Annotated in this window: 1 protein-coding gene and 1 pseudogene; both read left to right on the top strand. The window is 69.7% G+C overall.

The features are described 5' to 3' along the window. Positions 1–50 precede the first annotated feature (50 nt). A pseudogene (locus ACZ79I_RS14300) lies at positions 51–10400 on the top strand (type I polyketide synthase); the annotation flags it as partial. 261 nt (positions 10401–10661) lie between these two features. Then, positions 10662–24884: a non-ribosomal peptide synthetase gene (locus ACZ79I_RS14295; protein WP_471497528.1), complete on the top strand. Its 14223-nt coding sequence runs from the start codon at positions 10662–10664 to the stop codon at positions 24882–24884. Positions 24885–24889: the final 5 nt, after the last annotated feature.

The raw sequence follows: 24889 nt of genomic DNA, 5'->3' as shown, positions 1-24889 counted from the left end.
TGCGCAACTCTCTGCTCGAGATCGAAACAGTGCGTGCCGAGAACGAGCGGCTACTCGCGAAGAACTCGGACCCTGTTGTGGTGGTGGGGATGGGGTGTCGTTATCCGGGGGGTGTGGCGTCTCCGGAGGGTCTGTGGGATCTGGTGTCGTCGGGTGGGGATGGCATCGGTGAGTTTCCGTCGGACCGCGGCTGGGATGTGGAGGCGGTGTTCGATCCGGATCCCGAGGCGTGGGACAAGACCTACGTACGCCGGGGTGGGTTCCTTGCCGATGTGGCGGGTTTTGACGCGGGGTTCTTCGGGATTTCGCCGCGTGAGGCTGTGGCGATGGATCCGCAGCAGCGGTTGATGCTGGAGGTGTGCTGGGAGGCGATCGAGCGGGCCGGTATCGACCCGGCCGGTCTGCGGGGGTCGCGGACCGGAGTCTTCGCCGGCGTGATGTCCCAGGACTACGCCCAGCTAGGAGACGCGGCGGGCGACAGCGCCGAGGGCTTCAGCACCAGTGTGATGGGGTCGGTCATATCCGGCCGGGTGTCGTATGTGCTGGGGCTTGAGGGGCCTGCGGTGTCGGTGGATACGGCGTGTTCGTCGTCGTTGGTGGCGTTGCATCTTGCGGTGCAGGCGTTGCGTGCGGGTGAGTGTGATGTGGCGCTTGCCGGTGGTGTGACGGTGATGGCGACGCCGGAGACGTTTGTGGAGTTCTCGCGGCAGCGTGGTCTTGCGGTGGATGGCCGGTGCAAGGCGTTTGCGGAGGGTGCGGACGGTACCGGTTGGGGTGAGGGCGCGGGTGTGCTGCTGTTGGAGCGGCTGTCGGATGCCCGACGCAATGGTCATCCGGTGTTGGCGGTGGTGGCGGGTTCGGCGGTGAATCAGGATGGTGCGTCGAATGGTTTGACGGCTCCGAATGGTCCTTCGCAGCAGCGGGTGATTCGTGCTGCGCTGGCGTCGGCGGGGCTGGGTGTGGCCGATGTGGACGTGGTGGAGGCGCACGGCACCGGCACCGTTCTCGGAGATCCGATCGAGGCGCAGGCGTTGCTTGCCACTTATGGTCAGCGTCCGGCTGGTGGGGAGCCGTTGTGGCTGGGGTCGCTGAAGTCGAATGTGGGGCACACGCAGGCGGCTGCGGGTGTGGGTGGTGTGATCAAGGTGGTTGAGGCGTTGCGGCGGGGGGTGCTGCCGCGGACGCTGCATGTGGATGCGCCTTCTTCGCGGGTGGACTGGTCCGCCGGCCGTGTGGAACTGCTGAGGGCTGAGCGTGCGTGGCCGGAGGTGGACCGCCCGCGCCGTGCCGCGGTCTCTTCGTTCGGTCTGTCGGGTACGAACGCGCACGTCATCATCGAGCAGGCCCCGGAGACCGCCGCAGAGACCGCCGTAGATATCCCCACCCTGGATTCCGCTTCGGCGGGTGGTGTGTGGGTGTTGTCGGGTAGGACGCGGGAGGCGTTGGTCGGGCAGGCGGGGGTGTTGGCCGACTGGCTTGCCGGGGAGGGTTTCGAAGCCGGTACTGCTGATGTGGCGTTTTCGCTGTCGTGTCGTTCGGTGTTCGAGCATCGGGCGGTGGTTTCGGGTGCCGACCGTCGGGAGTTGGTGACTGCGCTCACCGACCTTGCCGCCGACCGTGAGAACCCGGGCGTGGTGACCGGCTCCGTCCCCGCCGGTGCGGGCAGTGGCGGCGGAGTCGTGTTCGTGTTTCCGGGTCAGGGTTCTCAGTGGTTGGGGATGGGGCGGGAGTTGGCTGCTTCGGTTCCTGAGTTTGCTGCTGAGTTGGAGGTGGTTGCGGGTGAGGTTGACCGGTGGTGGGGGCATCGGTTGTTGGATGTGATGTGGGGTTGTGATGGGGGGTTGTTGGAGCGGACGGAGTTTGCGCAGCCTGCTTTGTTTGCGGTTGAGGTGGCGTTGTTTCGTGTGTTGCGGTCGTGGGGTGTGTCGCCGGATTTTGTGGTGGGGCATTCGGTGGGGGAGATTGCTGCGGCGCATGTGGTGGGGATGTTGTCGTTGGAGGATGCTGCGCGTTTGGTGGTGGCGCGTGGGCGGGTGATGCAGGGGGCTGGGGCTGGTGTGATGGTGGCGGTGTCGGGTCGGGTTGAGGTGGTGGAGGAGGTTTTGGGGGGTGTGTCGGGGGATTTGGGGCCGGTGGTTGTGGCGGCGGTGAATTCTCCGGGTTCGGTGGTGATTTCGGGGGCTGGGGCTGCGGTTGATGCTGCTGTTGTGGAGTTGGAGCGGGTTGGTTGTTCGACGCGTGCGTTGGCGGTGTCGCATGCGTTTCATTCGCCGTTGTTGGATTCGGTGTTGGAGGAGTTTCGGGAGGTTGCGGCTGGGGTTGGGGTGGTGGCTCCGGTTGGTGGGGTGGGGCTGGTTTCTAATGTGTCGGGGCAGTTGGCGGATGTGGGGTTGGGGTATGGGTCGGCGGATTATTGGGTGCGGCATGCGCGGGAGGGGGTGCGGTTTGCTGATTCGGTGAGGTTTTTGGCGGGGCGGGGTGCTGGTGTTTTTGTTGAGTTGGGGCCTGGGGTGTTGGTGTCTGCGGTGTCGGCGACCGTGGAGGGGGTTGAGGGGGTCGGGGCGCCGGTTGTGGTGTCGTTGTTGCGGCGTGGTGGTGTGGAGTCGCGGGCGTTGGTGTCGGGGCTGGGGCAGTTGTTTGTGTCTGGTCTTCCGGTGTCGTGGGCTCGGTGGTGTGAGGGTGGTCGGTGGGTGGGGGTGCCGACGTATGCGTTTCAGCGTGAGCGTTTTTGGCTGACGCCCTCCGTGCGGTCTGGGGATCCCGCTGCTGTGGGTTTGGTTGCGGCGGGGCATCCGGTGCTGGGTGCGGTGGTGGCTTCTCCGGGGTCTTCGGGTGTGGTGTTGACGGGGCAGTTGTCCCGGGGTGGTCAGTCGTGGCTGGCTGATCATGAGGTGTTTGGGCGTGTGATGGTGCCGGCGTCGGTGTGGGTGGAGCTGGCGGTGCGGGCGGGTGATGAGGTCGCGTGTCCGGTGGTGCGGGAGCTGGCGGTGACGGCGCCTTTGTTGTTGCCGGATCGTGGTGGTGTCCAGGTCCATGTGGTGGTCGGCGAACCGGATGATGCGGGACTGCGTCAGGTGGGGATTCACGGCCGTTCGGATGCTGGTGAGGGGCCGTGGCAGTTGCACGCCCAGGGAGTGCTGGGTCCTGCTGTTGCGGATGGGCAGGTGTGGTCGGAGTCGGTGTGGCCGCCGGTGGGGGCGCGGGTGGTCGATGTCGAGTCTGCGTATGAGGGGCTTGCCGGTCAGGGCTATGGGTATGGGCCGGTGTTCCGCGGGGTGCGCGGGGTCTGGCGGCGAGGCGAGGAGATCTTCGCTGAGGTCAGCACTCCGGTCGGAGTGGACCTGAGCGGGTTCGGGATCCATCCTGCTCTGTTGGACGCGGTGGTCCATAGCCCGCTCCTGATCGCTGCGGGGTCGGGCTCGGGGGTGGACGGGGTGCGGGTCCCGTTCCTGTTCGAGGGGGTTTCGCTGCATGCGGTGGGTGCGTCCTCGGTGCGGGTGCGGATTGCACCGGCTGGGCCTGATGCGGCGTCGGTGCAGGTCGTTGATGAGGCCGGTGCCCTGGTCCTGGGAATCGACTCGTTGGTGACGCGGCCGGTGTCGCAGGAGGCGTTGGCCGCCGCTGCTGTCAGCACCACTCCGGATGGTCTTTATGAGGTGGCGTGGTCGCCGGTGCCGGTGTCGGTGTCGGGTGGGGATTCGGTGCCGTCGGTGGTGGTGTGGGAGTGGGTTTCGAAGTCGGGTGGTGGTGTGGTCGCCTCGATGCATGAGGCGGTGCATGGGGTGTTGGGGGTGGTGCAGTCGTGGCTGGCGTCGTCTTCTTCTGAGGGTTCGGTGCTTGCTGTGGTGACGCGGGGTGCGGTTGGTCTGCCGGGTGAGGACGTCGGTGATGTGGCGGGGTCGGCGGTGTGGGGGCTGGTGCGGTCGGCGCAGTCGGAGAATCCCGGCCGGATCGTGCTGATCGATACTGATGCCGATGCCGATGCCGATGTGGCGGGTGTGGCTGCTGTGGCCGGGCTGGGTGAACCGCAGGTGGTTGTCCGCAACGGCGTGGTGCACGCGGCTCGCTTGGTCCGCGCTGTCTTGTCGGAGCCTGTGGAGGGCGTGGTCGGCGCGGAGGGTGCGGTGATCGTCACTGGTGGTACCGGTGGGGTCGGTGCGGTGTTGGCGCGTCGGTTGGTGGAGGTGCACGGTGCCGGATGTGTTGTTCTGGCGTCTCGTCGTGGTGTGGCGGCTGAGGGTGTGCCGGAGTTGGTGGCTGATCTGGAAGCGGCCGGTGCCGAGGTACGTGTGGTTGCTTGTGATGTGTCGGATCGGTCGGCGGTGGCGGGTTTGGTGGCGTCCGTGCCTGATGGGTTCGAGTTGCGTGGTGTGGTTCATGCGGCGGGGGTGCTGGATGACGGTGTGATCGGGTCTTTGACGCCTGAGCGGATTGACGGGGTTCTTGGGGCGAAGGCGGATGGGGCGTGGTATCTGCATGAGGCTACGAAGGATCTGCCGCTGACGTTGTTCTCCGTTGTTTCCTCGCTGTCTGGTGTTCTTGGTGGTCCGGGGCAGGGCAACTATGCCGCGGCCAACGCGTTCTTGGACGCGCTCGCCCAGTACCGGCGCGGGTCGGGGCTTGCGGGACAGTCCATCTCCTGGGGCCTGTGGGCCGAACACGGTGGCATGGGCGGTCGACTGGATGCGGAAGAGATCGCGCAGATTCGTGCCGGCGGTGTGCTGCCGCTGAGCGGGACACAGGCAGAGGAACTGTTCGACGCGGCGGTGTCCGGGGGCGCGGGGCATGTGGTGGGCGTTCGGTGGGATCTGCCTGCGTTGCGTCGTCTGGCGGGTGCCGGTGAGCTGGCTCCGCTGCTGACGGATCTGGTGCCTGCGGTGCGCCGGACCGCGGCGGTGGGGGAGTCGGTGTCGCAGTTGGTGTCCCGGCTCCGGACAGTCGACCTGGCCGGGCGGCGCCGGCTGTTGACCGAGTTGGTCACCACGCACGTGGCGGCGGTGCTGGGGCACGATCGTGCCGCTGCGGTGGGTGCCACTGTGGCGTTCAAGGATCTCGGGCTCGATTCCCTGGGCGGTATCAGCGTCCGTAACCGACTTCAGAACGCGACCGGGCTGAGCCTCCCGGCATCGCTCGTCTTCGACTACCCCACCTCGCAGGTCCTGGCGGACTTTCTGCTTGAGCAGTTGATGCCGGGTGACCAGCTCACGGCCGCGGCCCCGGAGCTCCCTGCGTCCACGATGCCCGACCTGGGCACCGACCCTGTTGTGGTGGTGGGGATGGGGTGTCGTTATCCGGGGGGTGTGGTGTCTCCGGAGGGTCTGTGGGATCTGGTGTCGTCCGGCGCGGACGGCATCGGGGACTTCCCGTCCGACCGCGGCTGGGACGTGGACGCGGTGTTCGATCCGGATCCCGAGGCGTGGGACAAGACCTACGTACGCCGGGGTGGGTTCCTTGCCGATGCGGCGGGTTTCGATGCCGCCTTCTTCGGGATTTCGCCGCGTGAGGCTGTGGCGATGGATCCGCAGCAGCGGTTGATGCTGGAGGTGTGCTGGGAGGCGATCGAGCGGGCCGGTATCGACCCGGCCGGTCTGCGGGGGTCGCGGACCGGAGTCTTCGCCGGCGTGATGTCCCAGGACTACATCAGGGCTGGTGACGGTATAGCCGACGGCGCCGAAGCATTCAGTACAGGCGTCATGGGGTCGGTTATATCCGGCCGGGTGTCGTATGTGCTGGGGCTTGAGGGGCCTGCGGTGTCGGTGGATACGGCGTGTTCGTCGTCGTTGGTGGCGTTGCATCTTGCGGTGCAGGCGTTGCGTGCGGGTGAGTGTGATGTGGCGCTTGCCGGTGGTGTGACGGTGATGGCGACGCCGGAGACGTTTGTGGAGTTCTCGCGGCAGCGTGGTCTTGCGGTGGATGGCCGGTGCAAGGCGTTTGCGGAGGGTGCGGACGGTACCGGTTGGGGTGAGGGCGCGGGTGTGCTGCTGTTGGAGCGGCTGTCGGATGCCCGTCGCAATGGTCATCCGGTGTTGGCGGTGGTGGCGGGTTCGGCGGTGAATCAGGATGGTGCGTCGAATGGTTTGACGGCTCCGAATGGTCCTTCGCAGCAGCGGGTGATTCGTGCTGCGCTGGCGTCGGCGGGGCTGGGTGTGGCCGATGTGGATGTGGTGGAGGCGCATGGCACCGGGACGGTGCTGGGGGATCCGATCGAGGCGCAGGCGTTGCTTGCCACTTATGGTCAGCGTCCGGCTGGTGCGGAGCCGTTGTGGCTGGGGTCGCTGAAGTCGAATGTGGGGCACACGCAGGCGGCTGCGGGTGTGGGTGGTGTGATCAAGGTGGTTGAGGCGTTGCGGCGGGGGGTGCTGCCGCGGACGCTGCATGTGGATGCGCCTTCTTCGCGGGTGGACTGGACTGCGGGGCGTGTGGAACTGCTGAGGGCTGAGCGTGCGTGGCCGGAGGTGGACCGCCCGCGCCGTGCCGCGGTCTCTTCGTTCGGTCTGTCGGGTACGAACGCGCACGTCATTATCGAGCAGGCCCCGGAGATCACCGCGGAGGTCACCACCACCTCTACCTCCTCTACTCCGGATTCCGCTTCGGCGGGTGGTGTGTGGGTGTTGTCGGGTAGGACGCGGGAGGCGTTGGTCGGGCAGGCGGGGGTGTTGGCCGACTGGCTTGCCGGGGAGGGTTTCGAAGCCGGTATTGCTGATGTGGCGTTTTCGCTGTCGTGTCGTTCGGTGTTCGAGCATCGGGCGGTGGTTTCGGGTGCCGACCGTCGGGAGTTGGTGACTGCGCTCACCGACCTTGCCGCCGACCGTGAGAACCCGGGCGTGGTGACCGGCTCCGTCCCCGCCGGTGCGGGCAGTGGCGGCGGAGTCGTGTTCGTGTTTCCGGGTCAGGGTTCTCAGTGGCTGGGCATGGGCCGTGAGTTGATGGATACCTCACCCGTCTTCGCCGCGGAGATGAACCGTTGCGCCGAAGCCTTCGCCGAGTTCGTCGACTGGTCGCTGCTCGATGCGCTGCGTGGGGAACCCGACGCCCCGGACATCGACCGCGTCGACGTCGTCCAGCCGGTCCTCTTCGCGATCATGGTGTCGCTGGCGGCGCAGTGGCGGTCGTTCGGGATCGTGCCGGACGCGGTGATCGGGCACTCGCAGGGAGAGATCGCCGCCGCCTACGTCGCCGGAGGCCTGAGCCTCCAGGATGCGGCACGCACCGTGCTGCTGCGGTCCATCGCCCTGACCGAGGTGGCCGGCACCGGCACGATGGTGTCGGTCATGGCCCCGGTGTCCGCGGTCCGCGCAGGACTGACGGACACGACGACGCTCACGGTGGCGGCGGTGAACAACCCGTCGACGACGGTCGTGTCCGGCGCCTGCGACGAGTTGGAGGCGTTCCTGGCCGACTGCGAGGAGGCGGGGATCAGATTCCGGCGCATCGCGGTGGACTACGCCTCGCACTCGCCACAGATGGAGACGCTGCGTGAACGCCTCCTGAAGTCGCTGGCCGACGTAGTCCCGCGTTCGTCGGAGATTCCGTTCTACTCGACGGTGACCGGAGCGGTCCTCGACACGGCCGCACTGACCGCGAACTACTGGTACGAGAACCTGCGTCAGACCGTGCGCTTCGAGGAGGCCACGCGTGCCGCGCTCGCCGACGGGCACGGATTCCTCGTCGAGGTCAGCGCGCATCCGGTGCTGACCGTGGGGTTGGAGGAGATCTGTGAGACGGCGGGCCCCGCGACGGTCGTGGGCACGCTGCACCGTGGCGAGGGCGGCCTCGACCGCTTCGTCAGCTCCGCGGCCGAACTGTATGTGTCCGGCGGCCGGGTGGACTGGACCGTCTACGGTGCGGACGGCCGGTGGGTCGACCTGCCGACCTACCCCTTCCAGCACAAGCGCTTCTGGGTCACGCAGTCGGCCCAGTCCACGGACGTCGGATCCGCGGGGCTGACCACGGCAACGCACCCGATGCTGGGCGCGGTGGCGGAGCTCCCCGCCCTTGACGGCGTGCTGCTGACCGGTCGGGAGTCGCTGCGGACCCACCCTTGGCTGGCGGACCACACCGTGTTCGGGCATGTGATCGTCCCGGGTGCCGCCTTTGTCGAACTGGCGCTGCACGCCGCCGACCAGGTGGGCTGCTCCGTCGTAAGGGAGCTGACCCTGCAGCAGCCGCTCGTGATGCCGACGACCGGTGGTGTGCAGCTGAACGTCACGGTCGCCGAGGCCGACCAGTCCGGTGACCGCATGGTGTCGTTCCACTCCCGCCCGGCGGACGACACCGATGGGTCGTGGACGCTCCACGCGCAGGCGGTGGTGACGGACCAGGCCGTCGCGTCGGCGCCCACATTCGGTGTGAAGCGTTGGCCTCCGGTGGGAGCGCGAGCGGTTGACGTGGAGGCGGCTTACGACGAACTCGCCGGGCAGGGCTACGGGTACGGACCCGTGTTCCGAGGTGTGCGCGCGGCCTGGCGGCGGGGTCAGGAAGTCTTCGCCGAGGTGAGTGTTCCGTCCGGAATGGACGTGAGCGGGTTCGGAATCCATCCCGCCCTGCTGGACGCCGTGGTGCACTCCCGGCTTCTGGGCGCGGTGGACGCCGGAGACACGGGCGTGGAATCGGACGAGGTGCGCGTTCCCTTCGCCTGGGAGGGCGTCTCCCTCAGCGTGGAGGGCGCGTCCTCGGTGCGCGTACGGATCGCCCCGGCCGGCGATGACGCGGTGTCGATTCAGGTCACCGATGAGGCCGGTGCCCTGGTCCTGGGAATCGACTCGTTGGTGACGCGGCCGGTGTCGAAGCGGGCGATGGCGGCCGCCGCCGCGAGTACGGCCCCCAACGGTCTGTACGACGTTCGCTGGTCGCCGGTGCCGGTGCCGGTGCCGGTGTCGGTGTCGGGTGGGGATTCGGTGCCGTCGGTGGTGGTGTGGGAGTGGGTTTCGAAGTCGGGTGGTGGTGTGGTCGCCTCGATGCATGAGGCGGTGCATGGGGTGTTGGGGGTGGTGCAGTCGTGGCTGGCGTCGTCTTCTTCTGAGGGTTCGGTGCTTGCTGTGGTGACGCGGGGTGCGGTTGGTCTGCCGGGTGAGGACGTCGGTGATGTGGCGGGGTCGGCGGTGTGGGGGCTGGTGCGGTCGGCGCAGTCGGAGAATCCCGGCCGGATCGTGCTGATCGATACTGATGCCGATGCCGATGTGGCGGGTGTGGCTGCTGTGGCCGGGCTGGGTGAACCGCAGGTGGTTGTCCGCAACGGCGTGGTGCACGCGGCTCGTCTGGTCCGCGCTGTCTTGTCGGAGCCTGTGGAGGGCGTGGTCGGCGTGGAGGGTGCGGTGATCGTCACTGGTGGTACCGGTGGGGTCGGTGCGGTGTTGGCGCGTCGGTTGGTGGAGGTGCACGGTGCCGGATGTGTTGTTCTGGCGTCTCGTCGTGGTGTGGCGGCTGAGGGTGTGCCGGAGTTGGTGGCTGATCTGGAAGCGGCCGGTGCTGAGGTACGTGTGGTTGCTTGTGATGTGTCGGATCGGTCGGCGGTGGCGGGTTTGGTGGCGTCCGTGCCGGACGGGTTCGAGTTGCGTGGTGTGGTTCATGCGGCGGGGGTGCTGGACGATGGTGTGATCGGGTCTTTGACGCCTGAGCGGATTGACGGGGTTCTTGGGGCGAAGGCGGATGGGGCGTGGTATCTGCATGAGGCTACGAAGGATCTGCCGCTGACGTTGTTCTCCGTTGTTTCCTCGCTGTCTGGTGTTCTTGGTGGTCCGGGGCAGGGCAACTACGCCGCGGCCAACGCGTTCCTGGACGCGCTCGCCCAGTACCGGCGCGGGTCGGGGCTTGCGGGACAGTCCATCTCCTGGGGCCTGTGGGCGCTGGACAGCGCGATGACCGGGCACCTCGGTGCCGAGGGGGTGGAGCGCAAGCGCGGCGAGGGTGTGCTGGCGCTCGGTACGGGGCAGGCCCTTGAGCTGTTCGACGCGGCGGTGTCCGGGGGCGCCGGTCACGTGGTGGGCGTCCGGTGGGACCTGTCGGCACTGCGCCGTCTGGCGGCCGCAGGTGAACTGCCCCAGCTGCTGGGAGAGCTGGTGCCGAGGGTGCGTCGGAGTGCGGCGGCCGGGGAGTCGGCCTCGCAACTGGTGTCCCGGTTGCGCGGCGCCGAGCCGGAGGAGCAGCGCCGGCTGCTGGTGGAGCTGGTCACCACGCATGTGGCAGCGGTGCTCGGTCACGATCGTGCCGAGGACGTGGAGGCGATGGTGCCCATTCAGCATCTGGGCCTGGATTCCCTCGGCGGCATTCAATTGCGCAATCGCCTTCAGGTCGCGACCAACCTGGCTCTGCCCGCGATGCTCGTCTACAGTAATCCGACGTCCGAGGCCCTTGCCGAACATCTTCACCAGCAATTGATTCCGGTGACCGGCCGGGCTTGATCAGCCGAATCTTCCAGACACCGTTTCGGGGTCGGGTGCGGAAGTTCCGCACCCGACCCCGCTTCGGCTTCCGCACGTCGAACCGGCGCTGATCAACGGCCATTTCCACCTGGCCGGCCTTCCGCCCGAGCTCTGGACGGGCTCTGGCCGACCCTTGGTCGACCCGTGGCTGACCAGGGTTGATCGGGCTGAACGCACGGCTTTAAGTTACGGCCGCGGCCCTCGATTGTGTTATGCCGCGCGACTTCCGAGAGGGTAGACATGCATCCTTCGCGTTCGTTCGGTATGTCGTCGGCGCAGGAGGAGCTGTGGCTGGCGCAGCGTTTGGCGCCGGATATTCCCAACAACCCGTGCCTCGTGGCCGAGGCGGAGGGTGTTCCGGACGTCGCGTTGTTCGACACCGTATTCCGTACCCTGCTGGACGAGGCCGAAGTCCTGCGTGTCAGCTTCCGTGAGTTCGAGGACGGGTTGCGTCAGGTCGTCGTCGACGCCGACGGATGGGCGCCGTTCCACCACGACGTCAGCGCCGCACCCGACCCGGAGGCGGCGGCCCGGGCGCTCGTGGAGTCCGCCGCGTCCACCGTCTTCGACCTCGACTGCGACATCCTGTTCCGGGCGGGGACGATCCGGCTCTCGCAGTCGCGCTTCTGGCTGTTCATGGGGTTCCACCATCTGGTGACCGACGGCTTCGGCATGTCGATGCTCGTCTCGCGCGTCGCCGACCTGTACGCGGCCGCGCGGACGGGGCGTCCGGCGCCGGGGCCGGCCTTCGGCGGTGCCGGAGTGATCGCCGAGGAGGACGCCCGGTACCGGGCCTCCGACCGGTTCACGGCCGACCAGGCGTTCTGGCGGGACTATCTCGCCGACCTCCCCGACCCGGCCCGGCTGCCCGGTGAACGCAGCTCCAGCCGACCCGAACTGGTGCGCCGCAGTGCCGTCGTCTCGCGCGCCGAGCTGACCGAGTGGGAGCAGGTCGCCGAGTCGCTCGGGATGTCGGTCAGCGGTCTGCTCTCGGGCGCGGCCGGTGTCTTCTTCGGCCGGATGTGCGGGCTGCGGGAGTTCGTGTTCTGTGTCGCCGGGGCGAACCGCTCCGGCGTGAGCGCCTCCTCACCGGGGCTCATGTCCGGCGTGGTGCCGATGCGTGTCTCCGTTCCGGTGACGGCGAGCTTCGTCGACGTGGCACAGGACGTGGTGGAGCAGACGCGGACCGTCGCGATGCACGGGCTGATGCAGATCTCCGACATCCGCAATGCGATCGGCGTCTCGAACGCCGGCGGTAATGTCTTCGGCCACAGTCTGAACATCATTCCGTGGGTCGAGGAGCTGGACTTCGGCGATGCCCGCGGCTGCATCACCGACATCCGGTTCGGGGCCGTGCAGGACCTCTCGATCACGATGCTGGGGGACGCGCGCCCCGGCAATGGGATGTCCGTCTACGTCGACGGCAACGCGACCTCGTACGGCGGAGCGGACCTGGAGCTGTTCCTGGAGCAGCTGCTCACCCTTGTGCGTACGGTCGTCGACGACCCGTATGTCCCGGTGAGTCTGGTCGAGATGATGGACGGGACGCTGGCGCACCGTGTGCTGGAGGAGTGGAACGACACCGCGTGCGAGCCGGTGGCGGGGACGATCGTCGACGTGTTCGGTGCCCATGTCCGTCGCACGCCGCACGCACCGGCGGTCGTGTACGGCGAACGGACGCTGACCTACGCCGAGTTGGATGCCTGGTCGACGCGGCTGGCGGCGCGGCTGGCGGATCACGGGGTGGGTCCCGAGGACGTGGTCGTGCTGGCGTTCCCGCGGTCGGTAGAGCTCCTTGTGGCGATGTTCGCGATCCTGAAGGCCGGTGCCGCCTACTTCCCGGTCAACGTGGACTATCCGCCCGAGCGGCTGGAGTTCATGTTCGCCGAGACGAAGCCGGTGCTGGCGCTGGCGGCCGCCGAGTCGGTGGGGGTGCTGCCGCAAACGGGGATCAAGGCGTTGACGTTCGCCGACCTCGACACCGCCGGGGGCTCCCACGGCGGCGACGACGCGGGGCCGGTGGCCACACCGGCCGTCCCGGCCGCACCGGCCGTCCCGGCCGCGCCGTCGAGCCTCGCATACGTGATGTACACGTCCGGTTCCACCGGTGGCCCCAAGGGCGTGATGATCACGCACGAGGACATCGTGGCGCTGGCCACCGACCGGCGGTTCGCCGGCCTGCGGCGGGTGCTGCTGCACTCGTCGCTGTCGTTCGACGCCTCCACCTGGGAGATCTGGATCCCGCTGCTGACCGGCGGCTGCCTGGTCGTGGCGCCGCCCGGGGACATCGACGCGGTGGCACTGCGCGGGCTGATATCCGCGCATCAGGTGACCAGCACGCTGCTGCCGACCGGTCTGTTCGCGGCCGTCGTCGAGCAGGATCCGGCGAGCCTGGCCGGGATGCCCCAGGTGTGGACGGGCGGTGACGTGCTGCCGGTCACCACGGTGGAGCAGATGCGCACGCACTGCCCGGACACGCTGATCTCCAATGCGTACGGCCCCACCGAGATCACGACCTGCTGCCTCACCCATGTGCTGGGCTCCGACGAGGACGTGTCCTCGGGCGTGCCGATCGGTGTGCCGATGGACAACACACGGGTGTACGTCCTGGGCGCCGGTCTCGTCCCGGTTCCGCCCGGCGTCGTCGGTGAGCTGTACGTCGCGGGTGCCGGCCTGGCACGCGGCTACCTCGGCCGCCCCGCTCTGACCGCGGAGCGCTTCGTGGCCAGCCCGTTCGGCGACGGCGAGCGGCTCTACCGCACCGGCGACCTGGTGCGCTGGACCCGCTCCGGCGAGCTGCGGTTCGTCGGCCGCGCCGACGGCCAGGTGAAGATCCGCGGCTTCCGGATCGAACCGGGGGAGGTGGACACGGTCCTGGCGGGACACCCGCAGGTGACCCGGTCCGCCGTGATCGCGCGGGAGGGCGCCGGCGACCGGGCGAGGGGCGAGGTCACCCGGCAGCTGGTCGCCTACGTGGTCGTGGAGGGTGCCGAGGGCGGGAGCCATGAGGTGGTGGCCGCGGGGCTGCGGGCGTTCGTGGCGGAGCGGTTGCCGGAGTTCATGGTGCCGGCGGCGTTCGTGGTGCTGGAGGAGTTGCCGTTGACGGTGAACGGCAAGGTGGACCGGGCGGCTCTTCCGGCTCCGGTGTTCTCGGGTGGTGAGTACCGTGCGCCGGGGTCGGCGGCGGAGGAGCTGTTGGCGGGCATCTTCGCGGAGGTGCTGGAGGTCGACCGGGTCGGTGTCGACGACGACTTCTTCGCGCTGGGTGGTCATTCGCTGCGGGCGACGCGGTTGATCGGGAAGGTCAGGCGGGCGTTCGGGGCGGAGGTGCCGGTCCGGGCGGTGTTCGACCACCCGACGGTGGCACGGCTGGTCGCCCATGTGGGGCCGGGAGCGGACTCCGCCGTACCGGTGCGGCCGCGGGTCGAGCCGGTGCCGCGTCCGGAGCGGCTGCCGCTGTCGTACGCGCAGAGCCGGCTGTGGTTCCTGTACCGGTTCGAGGGCCCCTCGGTGACCTACAACCTGCCGGTCGTGCTGCAGTTGCACGGAACGGTCGACGAGGAGGCGCTGACCGCGGCGTTCCGGGACGTGGTGCTGCGGCACGAGAGCCTGCGCACGGTGTTCGACGAGGACGAGGACACCGTCGCCCACCAGCGGATCATGCCGGCGGACGAGACCGTGGCCGAGGTCGTGACCCGCACGGTCGGACCCGACGGGATGAACGCGGCGGTCGCCGAGGCGCTGGACCACCGCTTCGATCTGCGTGCGGAGATCCCGGTCCGGGCGAGCCTGCTGCGGGGCGGCCCGGACGACACGGTCCTGGTGCTGGTGATGCATCACATCGCCGGTGACGGCGGGTCGATGGCGCCGCTGACACGTGATCTGGTGACCGCGTACGCCGCCCGGGTGGGCGGACGGGAGCCGGAGTGGGCCCCGCTGCCGGTCCAGTACGCGGACTACACGCTGTGGCAGCGCGACCTGCTGGGCGAGGTGTCGGACCCCGACAGCCTGGCGAGCCGTCAACTCGCCTACTGGCGCCAGGAGCTGGCAGGCGTGCCGCAGCCACTGGCGCTGCCCGCCGACCGGCCCCGCCCGGCACGGGTCAGCCACCGCGGCGACACCATCGAGTTCGCGATCGGGGCTCCGCTGGCCGACGCGGTGGAGCGGCTGGCGCGCGAGCACGGCGCGACGGCGCCGATCGTGCTCCAGTCGGCACTGGCGGTGCTGCTGTCCCGGCTGGGCGCCGGTGACGACGTGGCGATCGGATCGCCGATCGCGGGGCGCACCGACCAGGACCTGGAGGACCTGATCGGGTTCTTCGTCAACAACTGGGTGCTGCGCGCGGACCTGTCCCGGCACAGGTCGTTCGCCGAACTCGTGGACGGCGTCCGGGACAAGGCGCTGGCCGCCCACGCCCACCAGGACCTCCCGTTCGAGCGGCTGGTGGAACTGCTGAACCCGGAGCGCTCCACGTCCTACCACCCGCTGTTCCAGGTGATGTTCGTCTGGCACGAGGACATGTGGCCGCGGCTGGCGGCGCCGGGACTGACCTTCGAGCCGCACATGAACATGGCGGAGGGCAATCCGGTCGCGAAGTTCGACCTCACCATGACGCTGTCCGTGGACGACCGCGGCAGCGGCGGGCTGCGCGGGTTCCTGGAATACGCGACGGATCTTTTCCAGCGGAGCACCGTCGAACGGCTCGCGGCCCGCTTCGTACGGGTGCTGGAGCAGGCCCTGGCCGCCCCTGAGGCCCCGATCACCGCGATCGGGGTCCTGGACCCGGCCGAGCGGCAGCTCGTGCTCGTGGACTGGAACGACACCGCACGCGAGGCGGCGCCGCTCACGGTGCCGGAGCGGTTCGCGGCCCAGGCGGCGCGGACACCCGAGGCGCCGGCGGTGGTGTGGGCGGACTCCACGCTCACCTACGCGGAGCTCGACGCCCGCTCCGACCGGCTCGCGGCGGCCCTGAACCGCTGGGGCGCCGGGCCGGAGACGCTGGTCGGGCTCGCCATCCCACGGTCGGCGGACATGATCGTGGCGCAGCTGGCGGTGCTGAAGGCCGGCGCCGCCTACCTTCCGCTCGATGTGGACTACCCCCGTGAGCGCCTTGAGTTCGTGCTCGCCGACGCCCGGCCCGTGCTGGTGCTGGCGGCGGCGGAGTCGGCGGGGGCCGTGCCGGGGACCGGGATCCCCGTGCGCACCCTCGTCGAGGCCGAGGCCGAGGCCCGGGAAGACGACCTTCCGGCGACCGGGCCCACCGGGCCGTGCGCGGCCTCGGGGCTCGCCTACGTCATGTACACCTCCGGGTCGACAGGTGTGCCCAAGGGCGTCGCGGTCACCCACGAGGACATCGTCGCGCTGGCCGCGGACCGGCAGTTCGCCGGTGGCCACCGGGTGCTGGTCCACTCCTCCCAGGCGTTCGACGCCAGCACCTTCGAGGTCTGGGCTCCGCTGTTGACCGGCGGCTGCGCGGTCGTGGCCCCGCCGGGCGACATGGACGCGGTGGTGCTGCGCGAGCTGGTGACCACGTACCACCTGACGGCGCTGTGGCTGTCGGTCGGCCTGTTCGCCACCGTCGTCGACCAGGACCCCACGTGCCTCCAGGGCCTGACCGGGCTGTGGGCGGGCGGCGACGCACTGCCCCCCGCCACGCTGCGGCAGTTGTGGCGGCACTGCCCGGACATCCGGGTGGTCAACGGCTACGGTCCCACCGAGACCACGACCTTCGCGGTCACGCACGCCTTCTCCCGCGACGAGGACCTGTCGGCGGGCGTGCCGATCGGCGTGCCGCTGGACAACATGCGCTGCTACGTCCTCGACAGCGGCCTCGCCCCCGTTCCGCCCGGCGTCGTCGGTGAGCTCTACATAGCGGGCGCCGGTCTGGCACGCGGCTATCTGCACCGCCCCGCTCTGACCGCGGCGCGCTTCGTGGCCGCCCCGTTCGGCGACGGCGAGCGGCTCTACCGCACCGGTGACCTGGTCCGCTGGACGCCGTCGGGCGAGATCGTCTACGTCGGCCGCAACGACTCCCAGGTCAAGGTGCGCGGCTTCCGTGTCGAACCCGGCGAGATCGAAGCCGTCCTGACGGCGCACCCCGCCGTCGCCCAGGCCGTCGTCGTGGCCCGCGAGACCGACGTCGCCGACGGCTCCCGGCAGCTGGTCGCCTACGTGGTCGTGGAGGGTGCCGAGGGCGGGAGCCATGAGGTGGTGGCCGCGGGGCTGCGGGCGTTCGTGGCGGAGCGGTTGCCGGAGTTCATGGTGCCGGCGGCGTTCGTGGTGCTGGAGGAGTTGCCGTTGACGGTGAACGGCAAGGTGGACCGGGCGGCTCTTCCGGCTCCGGTGTTCTCGGGTGGTGAGTACCGTGCGCCGGGGTCGGCGGCGGAGGAGCTGTTGGCGGGCATCTTCGCGGAGGTGCTGGAGGTCGACCGGGTCGGTGTCGACGACGACTTCTTCGCGCTGGGTGGTCATTCGCTGCGGGCGACGCGGTTGATCGGGAAGGTCAGGCGGGCGTTCGGGGCGGAGGTGCCGGTCCGGGCGGTGTTCGACCACCCGACGGTGGCACGGCTGGCGGCACACGTGGAATCGGGGGCGAAGGCCCGGCCCCAGGTGGAGCCCGTCACGCGCCGCCCCGAGCGGCTGCCGCTGTCGTACGCGCAGAGCCGGCTGTGGTTCCTGTACCGGTTCGAGGGCCCCTCGGTGACCTACAACCTGCCGGTGGCGCTGCGGCTGCGCGGCCCGCTGGACGCCGAGGCGCTGACGCGGGCCGTCCGGGACGTGGTGCTGCGGCACGAGAGTCTGCGGACGGTGATCGGTGAGGACGAGCGGGGTGTGGCGTTCCAGCGGATCCTGCCGGCCGACGAGGTCGCCATCGACGTCCCGACCCGCAGGGTGGCCCCGGAGCAGGTGGCGGACGCGGTCGCGGAGGCGGTGGCGTACCGGTTCGAGCTGGAGTCGGAGATCCCGATCCGGGTCAGCCTGCTCGCGGTGGGTCCGCAGGAGTACGTCCTCGTCATCCTGATGCACCACATCGCGAGCGACGGCGCCTCCATCGCACCGCTGGCCCGTGACCTGACGACGGCCTACGAGGCACGCTCGGGTGGCGCGGCCCCGCAGTGGGAGCCGTTGCCCGCCCAGTACGCGGACTACACGCTGTGGCAGCGTGATCTGCTGGGCGAGGTGTCGGACCCCGACAGCCTGGCGTCCCGTCAACTGGCCTACTGGCGGCGAGAGCTGACGGGCGCCCCGCAGCCGCTGGCCCTGCCCTCCGACCGGCCCCGCCCGGCGCGGGCCGGCCATCGCGGCGGCACCGTCGAGTTCCGGATCTCTCCGGAGCTGACCGCGGCCGTCGAGGCGCTGGCGCACAAGCACGGCGCGACACCCCCGATCGTGTTCCAGGCCGCGCTGGCCACCCTGCTGTCCCGGCTGGGTGCAGGCGACGACATCACCATGGGCTCACCGATCGCCGGCCGCACCGACGAGAACCTCAACGACCTGATCGGCTACTTCGCCAACAACTGGGTGCTGCGCGTCGACCTGTCGGGCCGGCGGTCGTTCGAGCAGGTCGTGGACCAGGTGCGGGACAAGGCACTGGCCGCCTACGACCATCAGGACCTCCCGTTCGAGCGGCTGGTGGAACTGCTGAACCCGGAGCGCTCCACGGCCTACCACCCGCTGTTCCAGGTCGCGTTCGTCTGGAACAAGGACGTCCTGCCCCCGGTCGCATCGTCGGACCTGCGGGTGTCCGTCGAACCGATCCCGAACGAGACGGCCAAGTTCGACCTCACGGTGCGTCTGGTCGAGGACGACACGCCGGACGGGGAAGGACTGCACGGCAGCCTCGAATACGCCCTGGATCTCTTCGATCGGGGTTCGGCTGAGGGGTTGGTGGCTCGGTTTGTGCGGGTGTTGGAGGGGGTGGTGGCTGAGCCTGGTGTGTTGGTGGGGCGGGTGGATGTGTTGTTGGAGGGTGAGCGGTCGTTGGTGGTGGGTGGTGGTGGCTCGGTGGTTGGGGGTGCCGGGTTGTTGTTGCCGGAGGTGTTTGAGGCGCGGGTGGTGGAGTCGCCGGATGCGGTGGCGGTGGTTGCTGGTTCGGTGTCGTTGTCGTATGGCGAGTTGGATGCGCGGGCGAATGCGTTGGCGTTCGAGTTGATCGGGCGTGGTGTGGGTCCGGATGTGGTCGTTGCGGTGGCGACGGGGCGCACGGTGGATCTGGTGGTGGGTTTGTTGGCGGTGTCGAAGGCGGGTGGTGCGTATTTGCCGGTTGATCCGCAGTATTCGGGGGTGCGGTTGGAGTATGTGTTTGCGGATGCGCGGCCGCGGGTGGTGGTGACGGATCGGGTGACGGATCGGGTGTTGCCGGCGGTGGGTGTGCCGCGGGTGTTTGTGGAGGATGCGCGGCCGGGGGTGGGTCGTGCGCCGTGTGATGCGGATCGGGTTGCGCCGCTGTGTTCGGGTCATTTGGCGTATGTGATTTACACGTCTGGTTCGACGGGTGTTCCCAAGGGTGTGGGGGTGTCGTTCGGGAGTGTGTGGTCGCTGTTTTCGGGGGTGGAGGGTTGGGCTGGTTTCGGGCGGGGTGATGTGTGGGCGTGGTGTCATTCGCAGGCGTTTGATTTCTCGGTGTGGGAGATGTGGGGTGCGTTGCTGACGGGTGGCACGACGGTGGTGGTGTCGTGGGATGTGGTGCGGTCTCCGGGTGATTTGTGGGAGGTGTTGCTGGAGCGGAAGGTGACGGTGCTGAGTCAGACGCCTGCTGCTTTTTATGCGTTGATCGGGGCGCGTCCGGAGCGTGCGGTGGGTGGGTCGGCGTTGCGGTTGGTGGTGTTGGGTGGTGAGGCGGTGGATCCGGCCCGGGTGGAGGGCTGGTGGGTGCCGGGGGTGCGGGTTGCGTCGGTGGTCAATATGTATGGGATCACTGAGACGACGGTGCATGTGACGCGGTTGGAGTTGGGGTCGGGGGGTGTGTGGCCGGGGGGTGTGTCGCCGATTGGTGTGCCGTTGGCGAATGCGCGGGTGTATGTGCTGGATGGGGGGTTGTTGCCGGTTCCGCCGGGTGTGGTGGGTGAGTTGTATGTGGGGGGTTGTGGTGTGGCGCGGGGGTATCGGGGTCGGGCGGGGTTGACGGCGTCGCGGTTTGTGGCTGATCCGTTCACGCCGGGTGGGCGGTTGTATCGGACGGGGGATGTGGCGCGGTGGTCGGCTGCGGGTGAGTTGTTGTATGTGGGGCGTAGTGATGATCAGGTGCAGTTGCGTGGGTTCCGGGTGGAGCCGGGTGAGATCGAGTCGGTGCTGGTGTCGCATCCGGCTGTTGCGCAGGCTGTGGTCGTCGCTCGTTCCGACGGTTTTGGCGCGGATGCTCCGGATGTGACCGACACCGGCAAACGACTCGTCGCCTACATCGTTCCGCAGCAGTCGCAGACGGCGTCGATGCCGGCCACCGGCGGCGACACCATCGACGGCGTTCTGGAGTTCCGCGACGACGTGGTCGTCGTGGACGGCGTCGTCACCGACCACATCGTGGCCGAGTTGCGCGGCCATGTGGCGGAGCGGTTGCCGGAGTACATGGTGCCGTCGGCGTTTGTGGTGGTGGAGGGGTTGCCGTTGACGGTGAACGGCAAGGTGGACAAGGCGGCGTTGCCGGCTCCGGTGTTCTCGGGTGGGGTGTATCGGGCTCCGGTCTCGGTGGAGGAGGAGTTGCTGGCGCGGGTGTTCGCTGAGGTGCTGGGTGTGGAGCGGGTGGGGGTGGATGACGACTTCTTCGCTCTGGGTGGGGACAGTATCCGTTCGATCCAGGTGGTGACGCAGGCGCGTCAGGCGGGTGTGGTGGTCACGCCGCGGGAGGTTTTCGAGGCGCGGACGGTGGCGGCGCTGGCGGTGGTGGCTGTGGCGAACGGCGGCCTGGATGCGGTGGGTGTGCTGGAGGAGCTTGAGGGTGGTGGTGTGGGCGAGGCGGGTCTGCTTCCGGTCGGGGAGTGGATGCTGGAGCGGGGTGGCTCGTTCGGACGGTATGGGCAGTGGCTGGTGCTGGATCTGCCTGCCGGTGTGGATCGTGGGGGTCTGGTCGCCACGTTGGGTGCGGTGGTGGACCGGCATGATGTGTGGCGGTCGCGGCTGACCGGGGCCGGTTTGGTGGTGGGTGAGCCGGGGTCGGTGGATGTGTCGGCTCTGGTGTCTCGGGTGTCGTGTGCGGGGGTGGTGGATGAGAGGGCGTGGGGTGGGCTGATCTCGGCCCAGTTGGATGCGGCGTTGGGCCGGCTGGATCCTGAGGCTGGGGTGATGCTGCAGTTCGTGTGGCTTGATCCGGCCGATCCGGCCGATGCGGCCGATGCGGCCGATGCGGCCGATGCGGCCGATGCGGCCGATGCGGCCGATGCGGCCGATGCGGCCGATGCGGCCGATGCGGCCGATACAGCCGATCCCGCGGATGTGGCGGGTGCGGTTGGTGGGGCGGGTGGGCGTCTGCTGGTGGTGGCGCATCATCTGGTGGTCGATGGTGTGTCGTGGCGGATCCTGGTGCCGGACTTCGTCGAGGCGTGGGGTGCGGTGGCGGCCGGGCGTGTGCCGGTGTTGTCGCGGGTGGGTACGTCGGTACGGCGGTGGAGTGCGGCGCTGGCCGAGGAGGCGCGGTGTGGGGAGCGCGTCGCGGAGCTGGGGTACTGGCGCTCGGTGCTGGAGGGGCCGGACCCCGTCCTCGGCTCACGCCCCCTCGACCCGGCACGTGACATCGCGGCGACCACCGACCAGGTGCGGCTCCGGCTGCCCGCCGGGGTGACCGAGACGCTGCTGACCACCCTGCCCGAGACGTTCCACTGCGGCCCCGCCGACGGACTGCTCGCCGGAGTGGCCCTGGCCGTGGCCGCGTGGCGGCGGGCTCGTGGCGGTGTGGAGCCGTCGGTGCTGGTGAACATGGAGGGCCATGGCCGTGAGGAGGCGGTGGTCCCGGGTGCCGATCTGTCGCGCACGGTGGGCTGGTTCACCACGATCTACCCGGTGCGTGTCGATGTCGCCGGGGTCGATCTCGATGACGCGTTCGCCGGAGGCGGTGGTGCGGGCCGTGCGGTGAAGGCGGTCAAGGAGCAGGTGCGGGCGGTTCCGGACAAGGGCATCGGGTACGGTCTGCTGCGGTATCTGAACGACGACACCGCTCCCGAGCTGGCACGGCTCCCGGTCGGGCAGATCGGCTTCAACTACCTGGGCCGCTTCTCGGGCACCGACATGTCCGGGAACGCCGATGACCGGGGCTGGTCGCCGCTGCCCGTGTTCGAGGACGTGTCCGTCGAGTTCGATGCCGACATGCCGGTCGCGCACGCCCTCGACATCAACGCCGTCGTCACCGACACCGAGCAGGGACCGGTCCTCAACGCGCAGCTCACCTTCGCGAGCGGGATCCTGACCCGCGAGGAGGTCCAGGAGCTGGCGGACCTGTGGACGAAGGCCCTGACCGGTCTCGCCCGGCACGCGGCCGGCCCGGGCGCGGGCGGCCTCACCCCCTCGGACCTCGCACTGGTCTCGCTGGGCCAGGCCGAGATCGAGGCCGTGGAGGCGCGCCACCCGCACCCGGTGGACCTGTGGCCGCTGACGGCCATGCAGTCCGGACTGCTGTTCCACGTGATGCTGGTCGGCAAGGAGTACGACCCCTACCAGATGCAGTTCACACTGCACTTGGACGGACCCGTGGACCCGGACCGGATGCGCGCGGCCGGACAGGCGATGCTCGACCGCCACCCGAACCTGCGCGTGGCGTTCGACTTCGTGTCCGACGGCGAACCGGTCCAGATCGTCCCGGCGCGGGTCGAGCTGCCGTGGGAGGAGTTCGACCTGCGGGACCTGCCCGAGGCCGAGCGCCCCGCCCGGCTGGAGGAACTGCTGGCCGCCGATGTGCGGGAGCACTTCGATCCGGCGCTGGCGCCGCTGTTCCGGCTCACGCTGATCCGGCTGGACGAGGAGAGCTTCGAACTCGTCGTCACCAGCCACCACTTGATGTTCGACGGCTGGTCCCTGCCTCTGGTGCTGCGGGACCTGATCGAGCTCTACGAGGCTCGCGGCGACGCCTCGCGGCTGCCGCGCGCCCGGAACTACCGCGACTTCCTGGTGTGGCTGTCGCAGCAGGACCGTGAGCTGTCCGCGCGGGTGTGGGCCGGTGAACTCGAGGGCGTCACGGAGCCGACGCTCCTGGCGCCGCGGGCGCGGCAGGCGGACACCGCGGCCGGCATCGGCCGGGTCGAGGTGGGACTGACCTCCGAGGGCGCCCGCGAACTCGTACGCCGCGCCGCCGACATGGGCGTGACGATCAACACGGTCGTCCAGGGCGCGTGGGCGATCCTGCTGGGCCAGCTGACCGCCCGTAACGATGTGCTCTTCGGGATGACGGTCTCCGGCCGTCCGCCGCAGCTGGCCGGCGTCGACGAGATGCTGGGGCTGTTCATCAACACCCTGCCGGTCCGGGTGCGCTACAGCCCCGGTGACACCCTGGCCACGGTGCTGACGGACCTGCAGGACCGCCAGAGCGTCCTCTTCGACCATCACCACCACAGCCTGGCGGAGATCCAGGAGGGCACCGGCCTGCGGACCCTCTTCGACAGCGTCGTGGTGTTCGAGTCCTACCCGTGGGACGGCTCCGGAGGCGGGGCGGGGTCCGAATCCGGCGTGGCCATCAGCAGGTTCCGGTACTCGACGGGCACCCACTACGCGATGACCCTCATGGCGGCACCGGAACCGCTGCGGATGACGCTGCAGTACCAGCGCGGCGTGTTCGACCAGGCGGCCGTCGAGCAGATGGCGGAGCGGTACCTGCGGGTGCTGGAGCAGATCATCGCCGACCCGGCGGTGCCCGTCGGCGCGGTGGAGGTGCTCACCGCGGCGGAGCGGTCGCTGCTGGAGCGGAAGCGGCCCGAACCCGCCGGACCGGCGCGGGTGGCGGCGAACGATCCGTCCTCGCTGCCGGGGTTGTACGAGGCCGCGGTCGCCGTCTCGCCCGACGCGGTCGCCGTCACGGACGGCTCGCGATCGCTGACCTACGCCGAACTGGACGCCCGGGCCAACCGCCTGGCGTTCGAACTGATCGAGAAGGGCGTCGGGCCCGACGGCCTGGTGGCGGTGGCGACGAAGCGGCCGCTGGAGTCGGTGGTGGCGCTGCTCGCGGTGGCCAAGGCCGGCGGCGCGTACCTGCCGGTCGAGGCGCCGTACCAGGTCGCCGGCACGGCCCGGGCGGCGGCCGTGGCCGGTCTGTCGGCCGTCGTGACCGACCGCGAAGCCGCAGCCGCGCTCCCGGAGTGGGACGTTCCGCACCTGTGGCTGGACGATCCCCGGAAGGGTGAGGACCGCGCACCGGCCGATGCCGACCGGCGCCGGCCGCTGCGCCCGCAGCACCTGGCGTACGCCGGCGTCGCGTCCGGACCGGGCGCCGCCCCGCTCGGCACGGCCATCACCCACCGGAACGTCACCGCTGTCGTGGCGCGGCTGACCGCCCAGCTCGGCATCGGGCCGGGTGCGCGGATCGTGTCCTGCCGGTCGGCGGGTTTCGACGTACGGATCCTCGAAGCGTTCGCCGCCCTGTCCACGGGCGCCTGCCTCGACGTCAGCGGGGACACGGCGGGCTCGCCGGCGCACGGCGCCTGGAGCACGACCGTCCTCAGCACGGTGCCCTCCGTCTTCGCCGCGCGGACCGACCGCCCGGCGGGCCGCATCGACACCGTCCTGTTCTCCGGCGAGGCGCTCCCGGCCGAACTGGTCACCCGGGTGCGCACCGAACTGCCGGGCGTGCGGGTGCTCAACTGGTACGCGCAGCCGGAGACCGGCTGTGCCACGACCTTGGCGATCCCGTACGGGGACGACTGGACCGCGACCGGGAGCACGCCCCTGGGGCAGCCGTTGCCGGACGTCCAAGCGCTGGTGCTGGGTCCCGGACTGGCGCCGGTCCCGCCGCGGGTGACGGGCGAGCTGTATCTCGCCGGTGCCGGTCTCGGCCGCGGCTACCCGGACCACCCCGGCCTGACGGCGTCATGCTTCGTGGCCAACCCGTTCGACCCCGCCGGTGGCCGGATGTACCGCACCGGTGACCTGGTCCGCAGGGCGCGGACCGGTGAGCTGGTGTACGTCGGCCGCACCGACGACCAGGTGCGGGTCCGTGGTTTCCGGGTCCAGCCCGCAGACGTCCGGGCGGTGCTGGAGGAGCATCCGCGAGTGGCGCGGGCGGCCGTCGTCCCGCATGACCTCGCCGACGGCACGCGGGGACTGGCCGCGTACATCGTCCCCACGGACGTCACCGACGCCGTCACCGACGCCCACGCCGTCACCGACACCGCCGCAGACGCAGGGGCGGCGGACGTGGCGGACGAACTGCGGGCCTTCATGGCGGACCGCCTGCCCGAACACATGGTGCCCGCGGCGGTCATGGCGGTGGAGCGACTGCCGCTGACGCCGACGGGCGAACTGGACCGGGCCGCGCTGCCGGTCCGGTGACGCAG

The organism is Streptomyces sp. PSU-S4-23, assembly GCF_055632315.1.
This window is presented reverse-complemented; position numbering and strand designations above follow the sequence as displayed.

Coding starts and splice junctions, on each gene's coding strand:
- ACZ79I_RS14295 (WP_471497528.1), top strand. CDS start 10,662: ATGCATCCTTCGCGTTCGTTCGGTATGTCGTCGGCGCAGGAGGAGCTG.